14 protein-coding genes are annotated in these 17,742 nt (G+C 69.4%); 10 read left to right on the plus strand and 4 right to left on the minus strand.

Annotation, left to right across the window (positions count from 1 at the left end; translation table 11 throughout):
* Nucleotides 1-166: 166 nt before the first annotated feature.
* Nucleotides 167-1,375, minus strand: coding sequence for an ROK family transcriptional regulator (locus tag HDA40_RS26390; RefSeq protein WP_253763826.1), 1,209 nt, complete (start codon nt 1,373-1,375; stop codon nt 167-169).
* A gap of 391 nt (nt 1,376-1,766) precedes the next feature.
* Here HDA40_RS26390 and HDA40_RS26395 point away from each other — a divergent pair, with 391 nt between their 5' ends.
* The 8 genes from HDA40_RS26395 (at nt 1,767) to HDA40_RS26430 (ending at nt 12,947) form a co-directional block, all read left to right on the plus strand.
* Complete coding sequence (locus HDA40_RS26395; protein ID WP_253760323.1) at nt 1,767-3,461, plus strand: ABC transporter substrate-binding protein; 1,695 nt, start codon at nt 1,767-1,769, stop codon at nt 3,459-3,461.
* 87 nt (nt 3,462-3,548) lie between these two features.
* Nucleotides 3,549-4,538, plus strand: a complete 990-nt coding sequence (locus HDA40_RS26400; RefSeq protein ID WP_253760326.1) for an ABC transporter permease — start codon at nt 3,549-3,551, stop codon at nt 4,536-4,538.
* A complete protein-coding gene (locus HDA40_RS26405; RefSeq protein ID WP_253760329.1) occupies nt 4,535-5,470 on the plus strand; it encodes a carbohydrate ABC transporter permease in 936 nt (311 codons plus the stop codon). Before HDA40_RS26400 ends, HDA40_RS26405 begins: the two co-directional genes overlap by 4 nt.
* Nucleotides 5,471-5,538: 68 nt before the next feature.
* Nucleotides 5,539-7,851 carry a TIM-barrel domain-containing protein gene (locus HDA40_RS26410; RefSeq protein ID WP_253760331.1) on the plus strand — a complete coding sequence of 771 codons (2,313 nt, stop codon included), beginning with the start codon at nt 5,539-5,541 and terminating at the stop codon, nt 7,849-7,851.
* A gap of 3 nt (nt 7,852-7,854) precedes the next feature.
* Complete coding sequence (gene xylA, locus HDA40_RS26415) at nt 7,855-9,018, plus strand: xylose isomerase (protein ID WP_253760334.1); 1,164 nt, start codon at nt 7,855-7,857, stop codon at nt 9,016-9,018.
* Nucleotides 9,015-10,379: a xylulokinase gene (gene xylB, locus HDA40_RS26420; protein WP_253760336.1), complete on the plus strand. Its 1,365-nt coding sequence runs from the start codon at nt 9,015-9,017 to the stop codon at nt 10,377-10,379. Before xylA ends, xylB begins: the two co-directional genes overlap by 4 nt.
* Nucleotides 10,379-11,344 carry an acetylxylan esterase gene (locus HDA40_RS26425; RefSeq protein ID WP_253760337.1) on the plus strand — a complete coding sequence of 322 codons (966 nt, stop codon included), beginning with the start codon at nt 10,379-10,381 and terminating at the stop codon, nt 11,342-11,344. The genes xylB and HDA40_RS26425 overlap by 1 nt, the downstream gene beginning before the upstream one ends.
* Nucleotides 11,337-12,947, plus strand: a complete 1,611-nt coding sequence (locus tag HDA40_RS26430; RefSeq protein ID WP_253760340.1) for a beta-galactosidase — start codon at nt 11,337-11,339, stop codon at nt 12,945-12,947. Before HDA40_RS26425 ends, HDA40_RS26430 begins: the two co-directional genes overlap by 8 nt.
* A 38-nt stretch (nt 12,948-12,985) precedes the next feature.
* Here HDA40_RS26430 and HDA40_RS26435 read toward each other — a convergent pair whose 3' ends face one another.
* The 3 genes from HDA40_RS26435 to hisN all read right to left on the minus strand — a co-directional run bounded on the left by HDA40_RS26435 (nt 12,986) and on the right by hisN (nt 15,970).
* Entirely contained in the window at nt 12,986-13,927 is a 942-nt protein-coding gene (locus tag HDA40_RS26435) for an endonuclease domain-containing protein (RefSeq protein WP_253763827.1), read from the minus strand.
* 129 nt (nt 13,928-14,056) lie between these two features.
* A complete protein-coding gene (locus tag HDA40_RS26440) occupies nt 14,057-15,037 on the minus strand; it encodes a hypothetical protein (RefSeq protein ID WP_253763828.1) in 981 nt (326 codons plus the stop codon).
* Nucleotides 15,038-15,166: 129 nt separating this feature from the next.
* Nucleotides 15,167-15,970, minus strand: a complete 804-nt coding sequence (hisN, locus tag HDA40_RS26445; protein ID WP_253760375.1) for a histidinol-phosphatase — start codon at nt 15,968-15,970, stop codon at nt 15,167-15,169.
* Between the two features lie 52 nt (nt 15,971-16,022).
* Between hisN and HDA40_RS26450 the strand changes: the two genes are divergently transcribed.
* Nucleotides 16,023-17,039, plus strand: a complete 1,017-nt coding sequence (locus HDA40_RS26450; RefSeq protein WP_253760378.1) for a sensor histidine kinase — start codon at nt 16,023-16,025, stop codon at nt 17,037-17,039.
* Complete coding sequence (locus HDA40_RS26455) at nt 17,033-17,698, plus strand: response regulator (RefSeq protein WP_253760380.1); 666 nt, start codon at nt 17,033-17,035, stop codon at nt 17,696-17,698. Before HDA40_RS26450 ends, HDA40_RS26455 begins: the two co-directional genes overlap by 7 nt.
* The last annotated feature ends 44 nt before the right edge of the window (nt 17,699-17,742 follow it).

Consider the following 17,742-nt stretch of genomic DNA (forward strand, 5'->3'; position numbering starts at 1 on the left):
GGACTTGTCCAGAAGGTCTACCGGAACCGCTCCCACGCCGTCAAGAGGCTGGTCGCCGTGCCGCTTCGTGCGCGGCTCCCGCCGCACTGGATCAGGGATCTCGGTCGAATCCTGAAGCATGATTCGACCCGGATCCCTGATCCGGCGCGGAAGGACTGCTGGAGGACTAGGGGGTGGGGAGGCGGCCGGAGTCGATGGTGTCGAGGACTCGGGCCGCGCCGCCGGTCGCCGCCGCGCCGAGCTCGAGCGTGGACGCGACGAGACGCGTACCGCCGGCTTCGGGCGCGATAGACCGGGCGCGCAGCTCGGCTTCGGCCGCCGGGATCAGCCAGGGCGCCAGCTGCACGAAGTAGCCGCCGAGCACCACGACTTCGGGGTTGAGCAGGTTGGCCACCGTGGCGACCCCGTGCCCGAGGTGCTTGCCGGTCTCGGCCAGCGCGTCGAGGACTTTCGGGTCACCGGCCTTGGCCCGGCGGACGACTTCCTCGACCTCGGGTTCGAGCTCGGTGGGGGAGGAGGTGGCCGCGTCCGGCAGCGTACGCGCGACGAGCGCGCCGACACCGGCGAGCGCTTCGAGGCAGCCGCGCCGGCCGCAGCCGCAGACCGGTCCGCTCGGGTCGACGAGCAGGTGGCCGAATTCTCCGGCGAAGCCGCGTTCGCCCCGCATGAGCCGGCCCTCGCTGATGATGCCCGCGCCGATGCCGATCTCACCGGTGAGGTAGATCAGGTTTCCGGTCTCGGCGAAGCCGCCGTAGCGCTGTTCGGCGAGGACGGCGAGGTTGGCGTCGTTCTCCACCTCGATCGGGTACGGCGGGTCGCCGAGCGCCTTGCGCAACGCCGAGCGCAGGTCGACGTCGTGCCAGCGCAGGTTGGGGGCGAGCCGGACGATGCCGTCGGCACCCACCAACCCCGGTACGCCCACCGTCAGCCCGAGGGTGCGGCGGCCTTCCTTCTCGACCTTGCCGACGGCCCGTTTGGCCAGGGCGGCGATCGAGGCGGCGGCCTGTCCGGGGTTGGCCGACGAGCCGGCGAACGCCCGCCGCCAGGACAGCAGCTTGCGACCGGCCAAGTCGACGGCGACGACCGTCATGTAGTCCGCGTTGACCTCCATGCCGACCGCCGCGTACGGCGAGCCGTCGAGCACGAGCATGGTGGCCGGGCGGCCGATCCGGCGCTCGGTCATCCCGGTTTCGCGGACCAGCCGGCGCTCGATGAGGTCGGCGACGAGGCTGGAGACGGTGGCTTTGTTGAGGCCGGTCGCTGCGGCGATGTCGGCGCGGGAGCAGGGCGCGTTCATCCGCAGGTGACGGAGGACGACGGCCAGATTCGTAGCCCGCACGTCGGCGAAGTCGGCCGGTTGCGGCCCGGTCTGCATGGTGATCACCGTCGGCTCCACAACGTGACTTCGTCGCTCCTGACCGCACTCCTGGCGGCTCGCCCGAGAGGCTCCCCGGCGACCGCGTTTCTGGCGGCTCGCCGGAGGGGTTCCCCGGCGACTGCACTCGGACTGAACGCACAGCGTGCCCCATCATGCCGTATCGCGGCACGTCGAGTCATCATCCAGCTCCTTGCGCTAGGGTTCCCCCGCCGCCCGGGACGACCGGGCCGTCGTGAACCGCCCGGCGGCTTGAAGTAACAGCCTGGAAACGGCGCTTGTGGCAGTGGTCACCCGTCGGCTAATTTGTTTAGTCGGTAGACCAACTAACTGTACCGCACAACCCCCGCCTCCCATACCCTCTACCCCCTCCACATGAAGGGAGTGTGCCGTGCAAGACCCCCTCAAGGGCGCGGCCACGAACCGCCGTCAGTTCCTGTCGCTCGCGGGTCTCGGCGCGTTGTCCGCCGCCGGCGTCGGCGGGCTCGCCGGATGCAGCGACAACAAGGCCAACGGGCCTGGCACCACCAGCCAGAGTGAGCTCAGCAAGATCGTCCCGAACTACATCCCGAACACGGCGGTCAAGCCGGACATGCCGGCCGTCGTCGGCGCCAACGGCGCGGTCTCCGACCCGGTCTTCCTGAAGTACCCGGACTCGCCCGTGAAGACTGTCGCGGCCATTCCCGGCAAGGGCGGCAGCTACACCACGATGACCCCGCTCTGGGGCGCGATCCCGCCGTCGGACGGCAACTCGTACTACGAGGCCGTCAACAAGGCGCTCGGCGTGACCCTGAAGATCCAACCGTCGGACGGCACGAACTACGGCAACGCGCTGCCCGCGCTCTTCGCCGCGGACAAGCTGCCCGACTGGATCCAGATCCCGGGCTGGAACACCTCGACGCTCAACTTCGGCCAGGGCGTCAGCAAGTTCGTCGACCTCACGCCGTACCTCGCGGGCGACAAGATCAAGGACTACCCGAACCTCGCCAACATCCCCACCGGCGCGTGGCAGGCGGGCGTGTGGAACGGCAAGCTCTACGGCCTGCCGGTCTATCCGGGCGGTGCGATCATCTCCGGCACGTACTTCTACCGCCGCGACATCTTCGAGAAGCTGAACATCAGCCCCGACAGCATCAAGACCCCGGACGACCTGGCCGCCCTCGGCGCGCAGCTGACCAGCGCGTCGGCCGGCCAGTGGGCGTTCGACGACCTGTTCGGCGACGACGCGAACTACGTGTCGCAGCTGTTCCACTTCCCGCAGAAGTGGGGCATCGACTCCGGCGGCAAGATCTTCCACAAGTACGAGAGCCAGGAGATCCTCGAGGCGCTCAACTGGTTCCAGAAGATCGTCAAGGCCGGCCACGTCCACCCGGACGCGATCGCGGGCAACAACCAGAACGGCAAGCAGCGGTTCTGGAGCGGCAAGGTCGTCGTCAACGCCGACGGCACCGGCGCGTGGAACGGTGACGACGCCAAGTCGGGCACCGCCGCGAACCCGAGCTACCGCCGGGCCGCGTTCAAGCTGATGTCGTCGAAGGGCAACCCGACGGTCGAGATCGGGCCGGGCGCGGGCATGTTCGGCTACCTCAACGCCAAGCTCAAGGACGACCAGATCAAGGAGCTGCTGAAGGTCGCCGACTACATCGCCGCGCCGTACGGCTCGGCCGAGTGGCTGACGGTCAACTTCGGCACCGAGGGCGACACCTACTCGATGAAGGACGGCAACCCGTCCCTCACCGAGAAGGGGGCCAAGGAGGTCGCCACGACCTTCCAGTTCCTGGTGACCCCGTCGAACCAGACGACCGTGCAGCAGGGCTTCCCCGACGTCGCCAAGGACTACGGCGCGTGGCAGGCCGAGATGGTCAAGTACGCCGTCAAGCCGGCGTTCTACGCCATGAACGTCACCGAGCCGTCGCAGTACTCCTCGATCGGCAAGGCCGTCACCGACATGATCCAGGACGTCAAGTTCGGCCGTAAGTCGGTCGCCGACTACCAGGAAGTCGTCAAGTCGTGGAAGTCGCAGGGCGGCGACGCGCTGCGGTCGTTCTACGACGACATCCGGAACAAGTACGGCACCGGTCAGTGATCGGCCGCCCGGGTTCCGCCGACAGCGGCGGGGCCCGGGCCTTCGGCTGAACAACGCTGAACAACCCAGGATCGAAGGAGTACGACGGTGGCAGCGATCGACGACGGTGTGGCGGCGCCGCCCGCCCTGCCCTCGCAGCCGAGCGCCAAGGCGGCGCGCGGCAGTAAGGGGATGAACTGGTGGGGGAGGCTCAAACGCGACCGAACCCTGGTCATCATGACGTTGCCGGCCGTCATCCTGCTCGCCGTCTTCAGCTACGGCCCGATGTTCGGCCTGTTCACGGCGTTCCAGGCGTACGACATCTACAACGGATTCACCGGTAGCCCGTTCATCGGTCTCGACCAGTTCCAGCGCCTGTTCGGCGATCCGCTCTTCTGGCACTCCATGGAGAACACCCTGGTGCTGAGCGCGGTCCAGCTGGTGCTCTACTTCCCCATCCCGATCCTGCTGGCGCTGCTGCTCAACTCCATCATGAGCACCAAGATCCGCTCGTTCGTGCAGGCCATCGTCTACCTGCCGCACTTCTTCGGCTGGGTGCTGGTCGTCACGATCTTCCAGGAGATGCTGGGCGGCGCGGGAATGCTCAACACGTTCCTGCGCCAGCACGACATGGCGACCTGGGACATCATGACCAACCCGGATACCTTCAAGTACCTGGTCACCGCGCAGGCCGTCTGGAAGGAGGCGGGCTGGGGCATCGTCATCTTCCTCGCCGCCCTGGCCGCCATCGACACGAGCCTCTACGAGGCGGCGGCGGCCGACGGCGCGAACCGGTGGCGGCGGCTGTGGCACATCACCCTGCCCGGTATGCGCAGCGTCATCATCCTGCTGCTGGTGCTCCGGCTCGGCAACGCGCTCTCGATCGGTTTCGAGCAGTTCATCCTGCAACGTCAAGCGGTCGGCCGCGACGCGGCCGAAGTGCTCGACACCTTCTCGTACTACTACGGCGTGGTTGGCAACAACTTCAGCTACGGCACGGCGGCCGGGCTCTTCAAGGGCATCATCTCGGTCGTCCTCCTCATCGCGGCCAACAAGGTCGCGCACATGTTCGGCGAGGATGGGTTCTACCGGCGATGACTACCTCGACACTGCCCCGCAAACGGCGTACCTCCAACCGGCCGTCCTGGGAGGAGAAGCCGTCCCCGGTCGGCCAAGGCGCGAAGTCGCTGGTCGTCCTGATCGTGCTGGCCGTCATCGCGGTGCCGATCTACTCGGTCGTGCTGACCAGCTTCTCCACCCAGGCGTCCATCAACAAGGCCGGCGGCCTCGTGATGGTGCCGGGTGAGCTGACGCTGGAGGCGTACAAGCAGATCTTCAGCAACCAGCTGATCGTGCACTCCCTGTTCGTCAGCCTCGCGATCACCCTCCTCGGCACCGCGCTGTCCATGGTGGTCAGCGTGCTCGCGGCGTACGGGTTGTCGCGGGCGCGCTCGTTCGCGCACCGGCCGATCCTCATGTTCATGATCGTCACGATGTTCTTCGGCGGCGGCCTGATCCCGACCTTTCTCGTCGTCTCGGCCCTCGGCGGCTACGACGCGTACTGGTCGCAGATCCTGCCTGGCGCGGTGGCGGTCTTCAACATCCTCGTGCTGCGGTCGTTCTTCAGCAGCACGTCGCCGGAGCTGATCGACGCGGCGAAGATCGACGGCGCGGGGGACTGGCGCATCCTGTGGTCCATCGTGCTGCCCACCTCCAAGGCCGTGCTCGCGGTGATCACGCTGTTCTACGCGGTCGGCTACTGGAACAACTTCTTCGCCGCCCAGCTCTACCTGCCCGACAACGGGATGTGGCCGCTGCCGCAGGTGGTGAACACCTACGTCCTGCAGGGCAACTCGATGCCGGGCTCCGGGATCACCAACACCGGGCAGTACTTCGGGCACCAGCAGGTGGCCCCGCTGACGATCCAGATGGCGGTGGTGACGCTGACGCTGCTGCCGATCCTCGTGGTCTACCCGTTCGTCCAGAAGCACTTCACAAAGGGCGTCATGGTCGGGGCCGTCAAGGGCTGACAAGCGCGGGGTCAGAACGACGCCGTACTCCGTTGACATTTTGTTTAGTCGAAAGAGAAACTAATTCCATGCCTTTCCGTCCGCCCTTGGTGGCACACGAATACTTCAGCGCCGACCCGCCGGAGCTGCCGCGCCGCCGGCACGGGGAGGGCGGGCCGCAAGAGATCACCCACGCCGAGCTGATGGCGACCGACCCCAACGGCATCAGCGTCAAAGCCCACGCGACCTCGGGCGACCTGCTCACCGCACAGGTCACCGCGGCCGGCGAGGGCATCATCCGGGTACGCCTGTCCACCGACCCGGCAGCGCGTACGCGCAGCGCCCGAGTGCTGCCGCTGACCCGGCCGGAGCTGGGCTACCAGGCCGACGTCCAGGTGGCCGACGGGGTGATCCGGATCGTGGCCGGCTCGATCACCGCCGAGGTGACGCTGGAGCCGTGGGGCCTCCGCTTCGTCGAGACCGGCACCGGGCGGCTGCTCACCCGGACCGCGCCCGGCGTCGTCGACATCTCCGGGCGGATGCGTACCGCGCCGTTCGGTTTGTCGGCTGTAGACGGCAGCGTGGTGGCGTATCACGAGACCTTCGTGCTGCCGGCCGACGAGGTGCTCGCCGGCACCGGCGAGCGGTTCCTGCCGCTCAACCTGCGCGGGCAGCGGCCGGTGATCTGGAACTTCGACGCGTTCGGCAGCGAAGGCGACCGCGCGTACAAGAACGTGCCGTTCTACCAGTCCAGCCGAGGTTACGGCGTGGTCGTCGACTCGGGCATGCCGATCGAGTTCGACTTCGGCGCCAGTACGCAGAGCGTCGTGCAGATCGTGGTCCCCGACGACCTGATCGACTACTACGTGCTCGCCGGTCCGACGCCGACCGAGGTGCTCACCCGGTACGACCGGCTGACCTGCCGCCCGGTGACGCCGCCGAAGTGGGCGTTCGGCTCCTGGATCTCCTCGGGGTTCTTCGTGGACACCCAGGAGCACGTCCTGCAGCGCGCGCGGACGATCCGGGAGCACGGCATCCCCTGCGACGTCCTGCACCTGGACACCTACTGGCAGCCCGACGGGAAGTGGTCGGAGCTGCGCTGGGACCCGGTGACCTTCCCAGACCCGGACGCGATGCTCGCCGAGCTGACCGCCCAGGGCTTCAAGGTCTGCCTCTGGATGAACTCCTATCTGAGCGTCAACTCCGACCGGTTCACCGAGGCTGCCGAGAAGGGCTACCTGCTCAAGCGGGCCGACGGGACGGCGTACGTGGCGGACTCGTGGCACGGTTCGTTCCCCGAGTGCGGCATCGTCGACTTCACCAACCCCGACGCCACCAGCTGGTTCCAGGATCTGCTGCGGCCGCTGGCCCGGCAGGGCGTACAGGTCTTCAAGACGGACTTCGCCGAAGGCGTACCGGCCGACGCGATCGCCTTCAACGGGATGACCGGCACCGAGCTGCACAACGTGTACTCGCTGCTGTTCAACGACGCCGTCAGCGCGGTGACCCGGGAGGTGCATGGGCACTCGATGATCTGGGGTCGCTCGTCGTACCTCGGCGGGCAGCGGCACGCGGCCCAATGGGGCGGCGACACGATGTGCTCCTACCCGGCGCTGGCCAGCTCCATGAACGGCGGGCTCGCACACGGCCTGTCCGGGGTGCCGTTCTGGTCGCACGACACGGGCGGTTTCTCCGGTACGCCCACCGACGACCTGTTCCTGCGCTGGGCCCAGTTCGGCGCGCTGTCGCCGCTGCTGCGCTTCCACGGCACCACGACGCGGGAGCCGTGGCGGTTCCCCGCGGTCGAGGCGCAGGTCATCGAGGCGCTCAAGCTGCGGTACCGGCTGCTGCCGTACCTCTACTCGCAGGCGCTGCTCTCCGGCGAGACCGGTGAGCCGATCATGCGCGCCCTGATGGTGGACTCGCCGGAGGACCCGCTGGCCTGGCGGGCCGAGCACGAGTACCGGCTGGGCTCGGATCTCCTGGTCGCCCCGGTCATCAGCGAGGAGCAGGAGCGGTACGTCTACGTCCCGGCCGGCCAGTGGGCCGACTGGTGGACCGGCGAGGTTCAGGAAGGCCCGGCCACGGTGCACGTGAGCCCGGCCCCGGACCAGCTCCCGCTGTACGCCCGCGTCGGCGCGCTGCTCCCGACGACCGCCGCTGAGCAGTCGATTCCCGACGGCCCGTGGAAGTCGATCACGTTGGTGAGCGTGGGAGGGTTGAGCGGAACCACCGAGATCCGCGACGATGACGGGGTCACTTTGGTCACCGCGGTACGTGAGGACGCCACGTTCACGGTCACCACGAGCGGACCCGCCCGGCTCGACCGGGTCGAGTTCGCCCAGGTGGCCGGCTGCGCCGTGCCCGGCGTAGTCGTCCTCAACGGCAAAGTGCAGGAGTAACGCATGTCCCAGATCCAGTTCACCTTCGGCCTCTGGACCGTCGGCTGGCCGGCCCGCGACCCGTTCGGCGACGCCACCCGGCCGGACCTCGACCCGATCGAGAGCGTGCACAAGCTCGCCGAACTCGGCGCGGCCGGAGTCAGCTTCCACGACGACGACGTGATCCCATTCGGCAGCTCCGCGGCCGAGCGCGAGCGGCACATCGAGCGGCTGCGCAAGGCGCTCGCGGAGACCGGGATGTTCGTCTCGCACGCGACCACGAACCTGTTCACCCACCCGGTGTTCAAGGAGGGCGGCCTGACCGCCAACGACCGGTCGGTACGCCGCTTCGCGCTGCGCAAGGTGATCCGCAACGTCGACCTCGCGGCGTCGCTCGGCGCGCGTACCTATGTCCTGTGGGGTGGCCGGGAAGGAGCGGAGTCGGACGCGGCCAAGGACATCCGCGCCGCCCTCGACCGCTACAAGGAGGGCATGGACCTGCTCACGTCGTACGTGATCGAGCAGGGCTACGACATCCGGTTCGCCATCGAGCCCAAGCCGAACGAGCCTCGGGGCGACATCCTGCTGCCGACGCTCGGGCATGCGCTGGCCTTTATCAACGACCTCGAGCACCCCGAGCGGGTCGGTGTGAACCCCGAGACCGGACACGAGCAGATGGCCGGGCTCAACTTCACCCACGGCATCGCCCAGGCGCTGTGGCACGGCAAGCTGTTCCACATCGACCTCAACGGCCAGCGGGGGATCAAGTACGACCAGGACCTGATCTTCGGCCACGGCGATCTGCTCAACGCCTTCTCGCTGGTGGACCTGTTGGAGTTCGGGGGCCCCGACGGCTCCCCGGCCTGGGACGGCCCGCGGCACTTCGACTACAAGCCCGCGCGTACCGAGGACGTCGAGGGCGTGTGGGCGAGCGCGGCGGCCAACATGAAGACCTACACCCTGCTGCGGGATCGGGCGGCCGCGTTCCGTGCCGACCCCCAGGTTCAGGAGGCGCTGGCCAACGCCCGGGTCAACGAGCTCAACACGCCGACCCTGGGCGCGGGGGAGACGGTCGCCGACCTCATGGCCAGCGACGCGGACTTCGACCCGGACGCGGCCGGCGCCCGGGGTGCGAACTTCGTGCAGCTGACCCAGCTCATGGTCGAACACGTCCTGGGTGCCCGATGACCTTGGTCGCCGGCGTCGACTCGTCGACGCAATCGGTCAAGGTCGTCGTTCGCGACGCCGACACCGGTGTGCTCGTCCGGGAGGGCCGCGCGGCTCACCCGGACGGCACGGAGGTCCACCCGTCGGCCTGGTTCGACGCGCTCACCAGCGCGATCGGCCAGGCCGGCGGCCTCGACGACGTCGACGCGGTCAGCATCGCCGGGCAGCAGCACGGCATGGTCTGCCTCGACGAGTCCGGCGAGGTGGTCCGCCCGGCGCTGCTCTGGAACGACACCCGATCGGCTGCGGCCGCGACGGACCTGGTCGCCGAGCTGGGGGCCAAGACGTGGGCGGAGGCGACCGGCTCGGTGCCGGTCGCCTCCTTCACCATCACCAAGCTGCGGTGGCTCGCCACGCACGAGCCGGAGAACGCGGCCCGGGTGGCCGCCGTGTGCCTGCCGCACGACTGGCTGACCTGGAAACTGTCCGGCTCCACGGACCTGGCGGAGCTGGTCACCGACCGGTCCGACGCCTCGGGTACCGGGTACTGGTCACCCCGGCTCAACGCGTACCAGCTGGAATTGCTGGAACATGGCTTCGGACGGAGCGTGACCGTCCCGCGGGTGCTGGAGCCCGCGGAGCGTGTCGGCCGGTTCGGCGCGGGCGCGGGCGACAACGCCGGGGCCGCGCTGGGGCTGGACGCGCAGCCGGGCGACGTGGTGGTGTCGATCGGCACGTCGGGCACGGTCTTCGGAGTGTCCACTGTGGCTGCCGCAGATGAGTCCGGGATCGTGGCGGGTTTCGCCGACGCGACCGGGCATTACCTGCCGCTGGTCTGCACGCTCAACGCCGCGCGCGTGCTCGACGCGACCGCGGCGCTGCTGGGCGTCTCGCACGAGGCGCTCGCCGAGCTGGCCCTGTCCACCCGGTCGGACGGGCTCGTGCTGGTGCCCTACCTGGAAGGCGAGCGGACCCCCAACCGTCCGGACGCGACCGGCTCGCTGCACGGGCTCACCCTGGGCACATCGACCTCCGCGCATCTCGCGCGCGCCGCGGTGGAGGGCCTGCTCTGCGGGCTCGCCGACGGCCTCGACGCGCTTGTCGCGCAAGGCCTTTCGGTGCAGCGCGTGCTGTTGATCGGTGGTGCCGCTCGCAATCAGGCGGTACGCGAGATCGCACCGGCCGTCTTCGGTCGGCCGGTAGCGGTGCCCCCGGCCGGCGAATACGTGGCCGACGGTGCGGCGCGGCAGGCGGCCTGGGCCCTGACCGGGCAGCGGCCCACCTGGTCGTTGTCCGGAGTGGACGTCTACGAAGCCGACCCCGACCCCGCCGTCCGGGCGCGGTACGCCGCCGCCCGGGACCTCACCCTGGAGCGCATGTAGTGGCCTTCTTCGACCTACCTCTCGAAACCCTGCGGGACTACCGTCCCGACGTCGCCGAGCCCGCCGACTTCGACGAGTTCTGGGCGGCGACCCTGAAGGAGGCGCGCGCCTTCGACCTGGATCCGGTGTTCGAGCCGGTCGAGACGGGCCTGACCATGGTCACCTCGTACGACGTGACCTTCCGCGGCTGGGGCGGCCACCCCGTCAAGGCGTGGCTGACGGTGCCCAAGTACGGCGACGGCCCGTTCCCGATCGTCGTGCAGTACCAGGGGTACAACGGCGGCCGGGGCATCCCGCAGCAGCAGATCGGCTGGCCCAACTACGGGTACGCCCACCTCATGATGGACACGCGCGGGCAGGGCAGCGGCTGGCTGATCGGGCACACCCCGGACCCGGTGGGGTCGGGGCCGCAGCACGCCGGATTCATGACGCGGGGCATCACGGACCCGGCGGAGTACTACTACCGCCGGGTCTACACCGACGCCGTCCGCGCGGTCGAGACGGCCAGGGTGGCGCCTGGCGTCGATGGCACTCGCGTGGCGGTCGGCGGGGGCAGCCAGGGCGGCGGCCTCACCATCGCGGCCGCCGGGCTGTGCGGCGACCTGGTCGGCGCGCTGCCCGACGTTCCGTTCCTATGCCAGTTCGAGCGGGCGATCGGGCTCACCGACGCCGACCCGTACGCCGAGATCGCGCGCTATCTGACGGTGCATCGTCAGCAGGAGGAGCAGGTCTACCGGACACTGTCCTACTTCGACGGAGTGAACCTCGCCCGACGGGCCACCGCGCCGGCGTTGTTCTCCACCGCGCTGATGGACCAGGTCTGCCCGCCGTCGACCGTCTTCGCGGCGTACAACGCGTGGAACTCGGCCGACAAGGACATCCGGGTCTATCGCTTCAACGGGCACGAGGGCGGCAGTTACGACCAGTCCGTCGAGCACGCTACCTGGCTGCGCTCCCGTGTCTGATCGGTTGTTCTTCGGGGGTGACTACAACCCGGAGCAGTGGCCGTCGTCGGTCTGGGCCTCGGACGTCGAGTTGATGCGGCAGGCGTCGGTCAACCTCGTGACGGTCGGGGTGTTCTCGTGGTCGCGCCTGCAACCCACGCCGGACACGTTCGACTTCGGCTGGCTGGACACGGTTCTGGACGGGCTGCACGAGGCGGGGATCGGGGTGTGCCTGGCCACCCCGACCGCCTCACCCCCGCCCTGGTTCACCCGCCGTTACCCGGACTCGATGCCGGTCACGCGGGACGGCGTACGCCTCACGCACGGGTCGCGGGACACCTATTGCGTCAACGCCCCGGCGTACCGGGCGGCCAGTGTGCGCATCGCGTCGGAGCTGGCCACCCGCTACGGTACGCACCCGGCGCTGCAACTCTGGCACGTGCACAACGAGTACGGCACCTGGTGCTTCTGTTCGCACTGCGCCGTGGAGTTCCGGGCCTGGCTAGAGACCCGGTACTCCACTGTGGAGGCGCTCAATGACGCGTGGAGCACCGACTTCTGGTCGCAGCGGTACGCCGGCTGGGACGAGATCGAGCCGCCGCGGGCCACCCAGTATCTGCGCAACCCGGCGCAGGAACTCGACTATCGCCGGTTCATGTCCGACTCGCTGCTGCGGGGATACCTGGAGCAGAAGACTGTGCTGTCCGGGCGCGTACCGGTGACGACGAACTTCGTCCTCGGCGACTGGGTGCCGGTCGACCACGCCCGCTGGTCCGCGCACGTGGACCTGGTGGCGATCGACGACTACCCGCCGGACCTCGCCGGTCGCGCCTTCTCCGCCGACCGGGCCCGAGGCTGGGCGCGCGCGGCCGGGCATCCGGACGGCCGGTGGCTCCTGATGGAACACGCCCCCGGCTATACGCACACCTCATCCGGCTCTTCTTCCGGCCTGCGCCGATTGGCCGACTCGCTGTCGACGGTCGCCTCGGTATACCTGGACCGGGGCGCGACCGGGATCATGTACTTCCAGTGGCGAGCCTCCCAGGGTGGGGCAGAGCAATGGCATCCGGCCCTGGTCGGGTACTCGTCCGCCGTCTTCTCCGAAGCGGTCGAACTGGGCGCGTCGCTGGCCACCCGTACGCCTTCCGTCGCCTCCGCGGACGTCGCCGTGGTGTACGACGAGGAGAGCATGTGGGCGTGGCAGAGCCCGCATCTGCCCACTCGGGTGGACTACACCTCGCTCGTGCAGTCCTGGCACGCTGCGCTCTCCTCCCCTGCTGGGTCCGGCTCTTCGGGCGGTCAGCTGGTTGATGTCATCCCGGTGGGGGCGTCGTTGGAGGGGTATCGGCTGGTCGTGGTGCCCGCGCTGTACCTGATGTCCGCGGCGGCCCACGAGTGGTTGCGGACCTTCACCGGGCACCTGGTGATCACGGCCGGGACCGGGCTCGTGGACGAACACGCTCGGACGACCCCCGACTCGCTGGCCGACCTGATCGGCGCGACCATCGCCGAACGGAACTTCTCGCCCTGGCACGACACCGTCGTGCCTACCGAGGCCGGGCCACGCCCCAACGTCACCTACCTCCCCTCCCTCGACGTCGTCCCCCTCGACGACATCTGGTGATCTTGAACAGAAACTGCTGCCATAGCGACGGTTTCTGTTCAAGACCAACCAGCGGCCCGCAAGGCGGCGACCACTTGGCGTACGACCTCGTCGGGATTTATCAGGATGAGGAACGCCGGGATGCGCAGGACTCGATCGCCGGCGATCCAGACGTCGTTCTGGCGTTGCATGTCGGCGGCCCACGCTCGGGCGTCCAGGTGCTGAGCCCCGTCGATCTCCACGTGCACCCGGAACTCCGTGAAGTACGCGTCCAGGTAGCGTGTACGGCCGCTCGCGTCCCGCCGCTTCACCTGGAGCTGCGGTTCGGGCAGGCGGTGCCGGCGGCATAGTTTGACGAACCCGATCTCGGCCGGGCTGGTCGCACCCAGCTCGGCCAGCTCCAGCGTCCCGGTGATCAGGGCGTGTCGGCGGCAGTGCGGGAACCGGTCGGCGACTGCGCGTACCTCACTGGGCAGGACGAGGCGTTGCTGGCATCCGGCGGCCAGGATCGAGACCGCGTCCTCGTCACTGAGCGACCACACCGCCGCGTCCAGCAGCGACCGGGCCATGCTGGTCCGGTGGGGCCGGCCGACCTGGCGGTCGCTGATCGGCAATGCAGTCGTGCGGTGAACTTTGACGGCGGGCACTTCCAACGGCATCCGGCGTAGCAGGGCGGGCGCAGCCCGGGACGCCGGCCGAAGAACGTCGATGACCTCTCGCTTCGGCCAGCGGCCGGAGAGCCCGCCGGCCTGTGCGGCGGCGAGCCCGGCCAAGACGGCCGAAGGCCCGGCGGCGAGGACGGCGATCCACCATTGCGCCTCCCGGGTCAGCAGGCCGTCGCCAGTCGCCAGTACGCCCCGGCAGATCCGCCGCCAGCGTTTGCTGGCGATGAGATGGCGCACGCGGCCAGGGGAGAGAAGCCGCTGGGCCTGGCGGGTGGAGATCACTCCGCTCTGCTCGAAGAGCAGCCACTCCAGCTGGGTGTCCTCGTCGCGTGGCATCCGCACCGCGACACTGTGCGCGTTGGGCACGGTCGGCGGTAGGGGCTGTGGACAACGCCTGTCGATCTTGAATAGAAAACGTCGGTATAGCGACGCCAACCATTCAAGATCAGCTATCGGCAAGAAGGATTAGCGGCCGGAGGTTTCGGAGAGCGCCGGGTATTCCCGCGTCGGGAGGTCCATGAGCGGCGTGTGCCCGTTCACGACGGGCCGAACCGGCCGAGTGTTGGCGGCGGGCCGCCGGTGCGAGACGACGTCCGACGGCGCGGCGGGAGCGGCGTCTTCGGCTGCGAGGTCGGGAGCGGAGTCCGTGCGCGCTTGGGGTTCGGCGTACCGCGTGAGGGCGATCACGGAGCCGAGGGTCACGAGGAAGCCCAGGGCGGCCAGCCAGGTCAGGCCGGGCCGGATGCGGTCGCCGAGCAGGAGCAGGCCGACCACCGCGGCGGGGACCGCCCCGGCGGCGTCCATGGCGGCGACGGCGGCGTTGGTGGAGCCGCGCTGCATCGCCAGGCCGAGGAGCAGCTGAGCGCTCAGGGAGTGGGCGATCACGAGGTAGAGCAGCGGGCTGCTGACGAATTCGAAGATCGAGTGCGAGGAGGCCAGCGGCCGGGCGGCGACGGCGGCGCAGGCGAAGCCGAGGCCGGAGAGGGCGCCGAGGACGACGCTGCCGGGTGCGCCCTTGATGCGTACGGCGAAGAAGCCGAGGCCCGCGATGATCAGGAGGGCCAGGACGAGACTGATCTTGCCGATCAGGTCGAGTGGCCGGGAGGGCGCCGGTTCGGCCGCCATGACCAGGCCGCCGATGCCGAGCACGAGCGCCGCCAGCAGCAGGATCTCGCTCTTGGGGAGCTGCCATTTCAGCACGACCACGCCGAGGACGGCGGTCACGCCGAGGCCGGCGGCGACGCTCGCCTGCACGAGGAACAGGGGCAGATCGCGCCGCGCGACCAGGGCCAGAAAGAAGCCTAGGACTTGGCAGCCGATGCCGTAGAGGTAGATCCGGTGCCCGAGAAGCCGGACGAGCAGGCCCGGGTCGAGCGTGTGATGCATGGTCGTCCGGGAGGCGGCGATCGATTGGAGCAGGTTGGCCACGCCGTACGCGACGATCATCGCCGCGAGGAACCACCACCCTGAGGACATCACTAAGCGATGGTAAACCCCTAGGGGTCGACTCCGCCCTACTGCGCCTCGGGGATGATTCGAATCGCGGAGACCCTGCTCACGAGGGTGACAGCGCGATCACAGCGCGCGCAGGCCGCCGGGCGTCAGCTTGCCGAGGACGTCGGTGTGGAGCTTGCCGTTGGTTGCGATCGCACTGCCGCCGCCTGGGCCGGAACGGCCGGTGAGATCGGTGAACGTCCCGCCCGCCTCGGTCACGATGGGGATGAGCGCGGCGATGTCCCACAGCGAAAGCTCAGGTTCGACCATGATGTCCAGCGCACCCTCGGCCAGGAGCATGTAGCCGTAGAAGTCGCCGTACGCCCGGGAACGCCAGCACTTGCGCATGATGTCCAGCATCGAGGCGAGCCGTCCGGTCTGCTCCCATGATTCGAGCGAGGAGTAGCAGAAGCTGGCGTCGGCGAGCCGGCTGACCCCGGAGACCTTGATCGAGGTGGCCGCGGCCTGGTGGCGCCCGGCGAACGCGCCGAGCCCGCGGGCGGCCCACCAGCGCCGGCCCAGGGCGGGCGCGCTGACCAGGCCGACGACCGGCTCGTCGCCTTCCATCAGGGAGATCAGCGTGGCCCAGATCGGCACCCCCCGGATGTAGTTCTTGGTGCCGTCGATCGGGTCGATGACCCACTGCCGAGCGCCGGTCGCCCCGGTCGAGCCGTACTCCTCGCCGAGGACGCCGTCCCGGGGCCGCGTCCGCGCGAGGGTGGATCGCAGGGCTTTCTCCACCGCCGTGTCGGCGTCGCTGACCGGAGTCAGGTCCGGCTTGCTCGTCACGTGCAGGTCGAGCGCCCGGAATCGGGACATAGCCAGCGAATCAGCCGTATCGGCCAACACGTGGGCGAGAGCGAGATCGTCGGCGTACCGGGCCATGCGCAGAACCTATCCGATCACCGCCGTCCACGGTGCTTTAGTCTCGCGTCCTATGCGACGCCAGTGGCTCACCGACGTCGGGCTCACCCTCGGCGTGCTGCTCGCGCAGTCCGCTCCGTTCCTGTTCGCGACCCATCCAGCCGGTGAGAAGTGGATCTACTGGCCGGTTCTGATCACCTCGCTACCGGCCCTGACCAGGCGCTGGCAGCCCGGCGGGAGCCTCGCGGTCGCGGCCGTGGGCATCGCGGCCTACGCGGCCGTCGACGCGGGACCGGCCCAGCCCATCTGGTACGGCCCGCTGGTCATCTTCTACACGGTCGCCTATCAAGCGGGGCGAGTCGAGCGTGTCCTGTGCGTCGTCGGAACGGCGGTGGGTGCGCTCAGCGTCATCGGCTCGGTCAACACGGCCGTTCGCGAGCTCGCCTTGTGGTCGGCCGCCTACGCGATCGGCACCCTTGGGCGTACCCGTAAAGAAATGGCCGCGCAGGCCGAGCGGACCCGGATAGCCCGGGATCTCCACGACATCCTGGGCCACTCGCTCAGCGTGATGATCGTCCAGGCGGAGGGCGGCGCGGCCGTGGCGCGGACCGATCCGGGCCGCGCGGAGGCCGCGTTCGACGCGATCTCCGCGAGCGGGCGCGAGGCCATGGGCCAACTCCGTGCCGCGGTGGGCGCGCTCCGCGAGCCGCTCCCGCAGCTGGCCGATCTGGATCAACTGATACGCACAACGCAGCGCACGGGTCTGTCGGTCCGATTGACCGAGCGCGGTCGGCCCCGCGCGCTGTCCTCGGACGTGCAGGTGGCCGCCTACCGGCTCGTGCAGGAAGGGCTGACGAACGTCGTGAAGCACGCGGAGGCGACGTCGGCGGAAGTCGTCCTGGACTGGACCAGCGGGCTGCGCGTGAGCGTCACCGACGACGGCCGGGGCGCGCCCTCGCAAGGTGCGCGACCGGCCGGGCACGGGCTGATCGGGTTGCGTGAACGGGTCGGCGCCGTCGGCGGGCAGGTCTTCGTGGGGCCAGACGAACAGGGGAAGGGATTCTCAGTGGCGGCGGTGTTCTCATGCTGAGCCGGCCGACGATCCGCGTCGTGATCGCGGACGACCAGGAGCTGGTACGCGCGGGGTTCGCGATGATCCTGTCGGCCCAGCCGGACATCGAGGTGGTGGCCGAGGCGCCGGACGGTGCGGCGGCGGTGCAGGCGGTCGCCGAGCACGCGCCGGACGTGGCCCTGCTCGACATCCGGATGCCGTTGCTGGACGGCATCGAGGCCGCCCGGCGGATCTGCGCCGCGTCGGCCACTCGGGTGATCATGCTGACGACGTTCAACTCCGATGAGTACGTCTACGACGCGCTGCGGGCCGGGGCGAGCGGGTTCCTGCTCAAGGACGTACGCCGAGACGACCTGGTGCATGCGGTGCGGGTCGTGGTGGCCGGGCAGTCCCTGCTCGCGCCGGCCGTCACGCGTACGCTCATCGACGATGTCCTCCGCCGAGGGGTGTCCCGGCCGGTTCCGGGGTTGGTGGATCGGCTCACCGAGCGGGAACGCGAGACGCTCGTCCAGCTCGGCCGGGGACTGTCCAATGCGGAGATCGCCGCGGCCATGTTCGTCAGCGAGCACACGGTGAAGACCCACGTCAGCAATGTGCTGAGCAAACTGGGGCTGCGGGACCGGGTGCAGGCCGTGATCGCGGCGTACGAGTCGGGTCTCATCACTGCGGGGGAGTAGCGCTCTCCCTCTCGTCGGCGATGTCCGGACCCGGCGTTCCCGGG

Source organism: Hamadaea flava (assembly GCF_024172085.1).
GTDB lineage: Bacteria > Actinomycetota > Actinomycetes > Mycobacteriales > Micromonosporaceae > Hamadaea > Hamadaea flava.

What these genes read in the sequence shown, in the direction of transcription:
- HDA40_RS26390 (WP_253763826.1), bottom strand. Translation starts at nt 1,375, where the DNA reads ATGCAGACCGGGCCGCAACCGGCCGACTTCGCCGACGTGCGGGCTACG.
- HDA40_RS26405 (WP_253760329.1), top strand. Translation starts at nt 4,535, where the DNA reads ATGACTACCTCGACACTGCCCCGCAAACGGCGTACCTCCAACCGGCCG.
- HDA40_RS26410 (WP_253760331.1), top strand. Translation starts at nt 5,539, where the DNA reads ATGCCTTTCCGTCCGCCCTTGGTGGCACACGAATACTTCAGCGCCGAC.
- xylA (WP_253760334.1), top strand. Translation starts at nt 7,855, where the DNA reads ATGTCCCAGATCCAGTTCACCTTCGGCCTCTGGACCGTCGGCTGGCCG.
- xylB (WP_253760336.1), top strand. Translation starts at nt 9,015, where the DNA reads ATGACCTTGGTCGCCGGCGTCGACTCGTCGACGCAATCGGTCAAGGTC.
- HDA40_RS26435 (WP_253763827.1), bottom strand. Translation starts at nt 13,927, where the DNA reads ATGCCACGCGACGAGGACACCCAGCTGGAGTGGCTGCTCTTCGAGCAG.
- HDA40_RS26440 (WP_253763828.1), bottom strand. Translation starts at nt 15,037, where the DNA reads ATGATCGTCGCGTACGGCGTGGCCAACCTGCTCCAATCGATCGCCGCC.
- hisN (WP_253760375.1), bottom strand. Translation starts at nt 15,970, where the DNA reads ATGGCCCGGTACGCCGACGATCTCGCTCTCGCCCACGTGTTGGCCGAT.
- HDA40_RS26450 (WP_253760378.1), top strand. Translation starts at nt 16,023, where the DNA reads ATGCGACGCCAGTGGCTCACCGACGTCGGGCTCACCCTCGGCGTGCTG.
- HDA40_RS26455 (WP_253760380.1), top strand. Translation starts at nt 17,033, where the DNA reads ATGCTGAGCCGGCCGACGATCCGCGTCGTGATCGCGGACGACCAGGAG.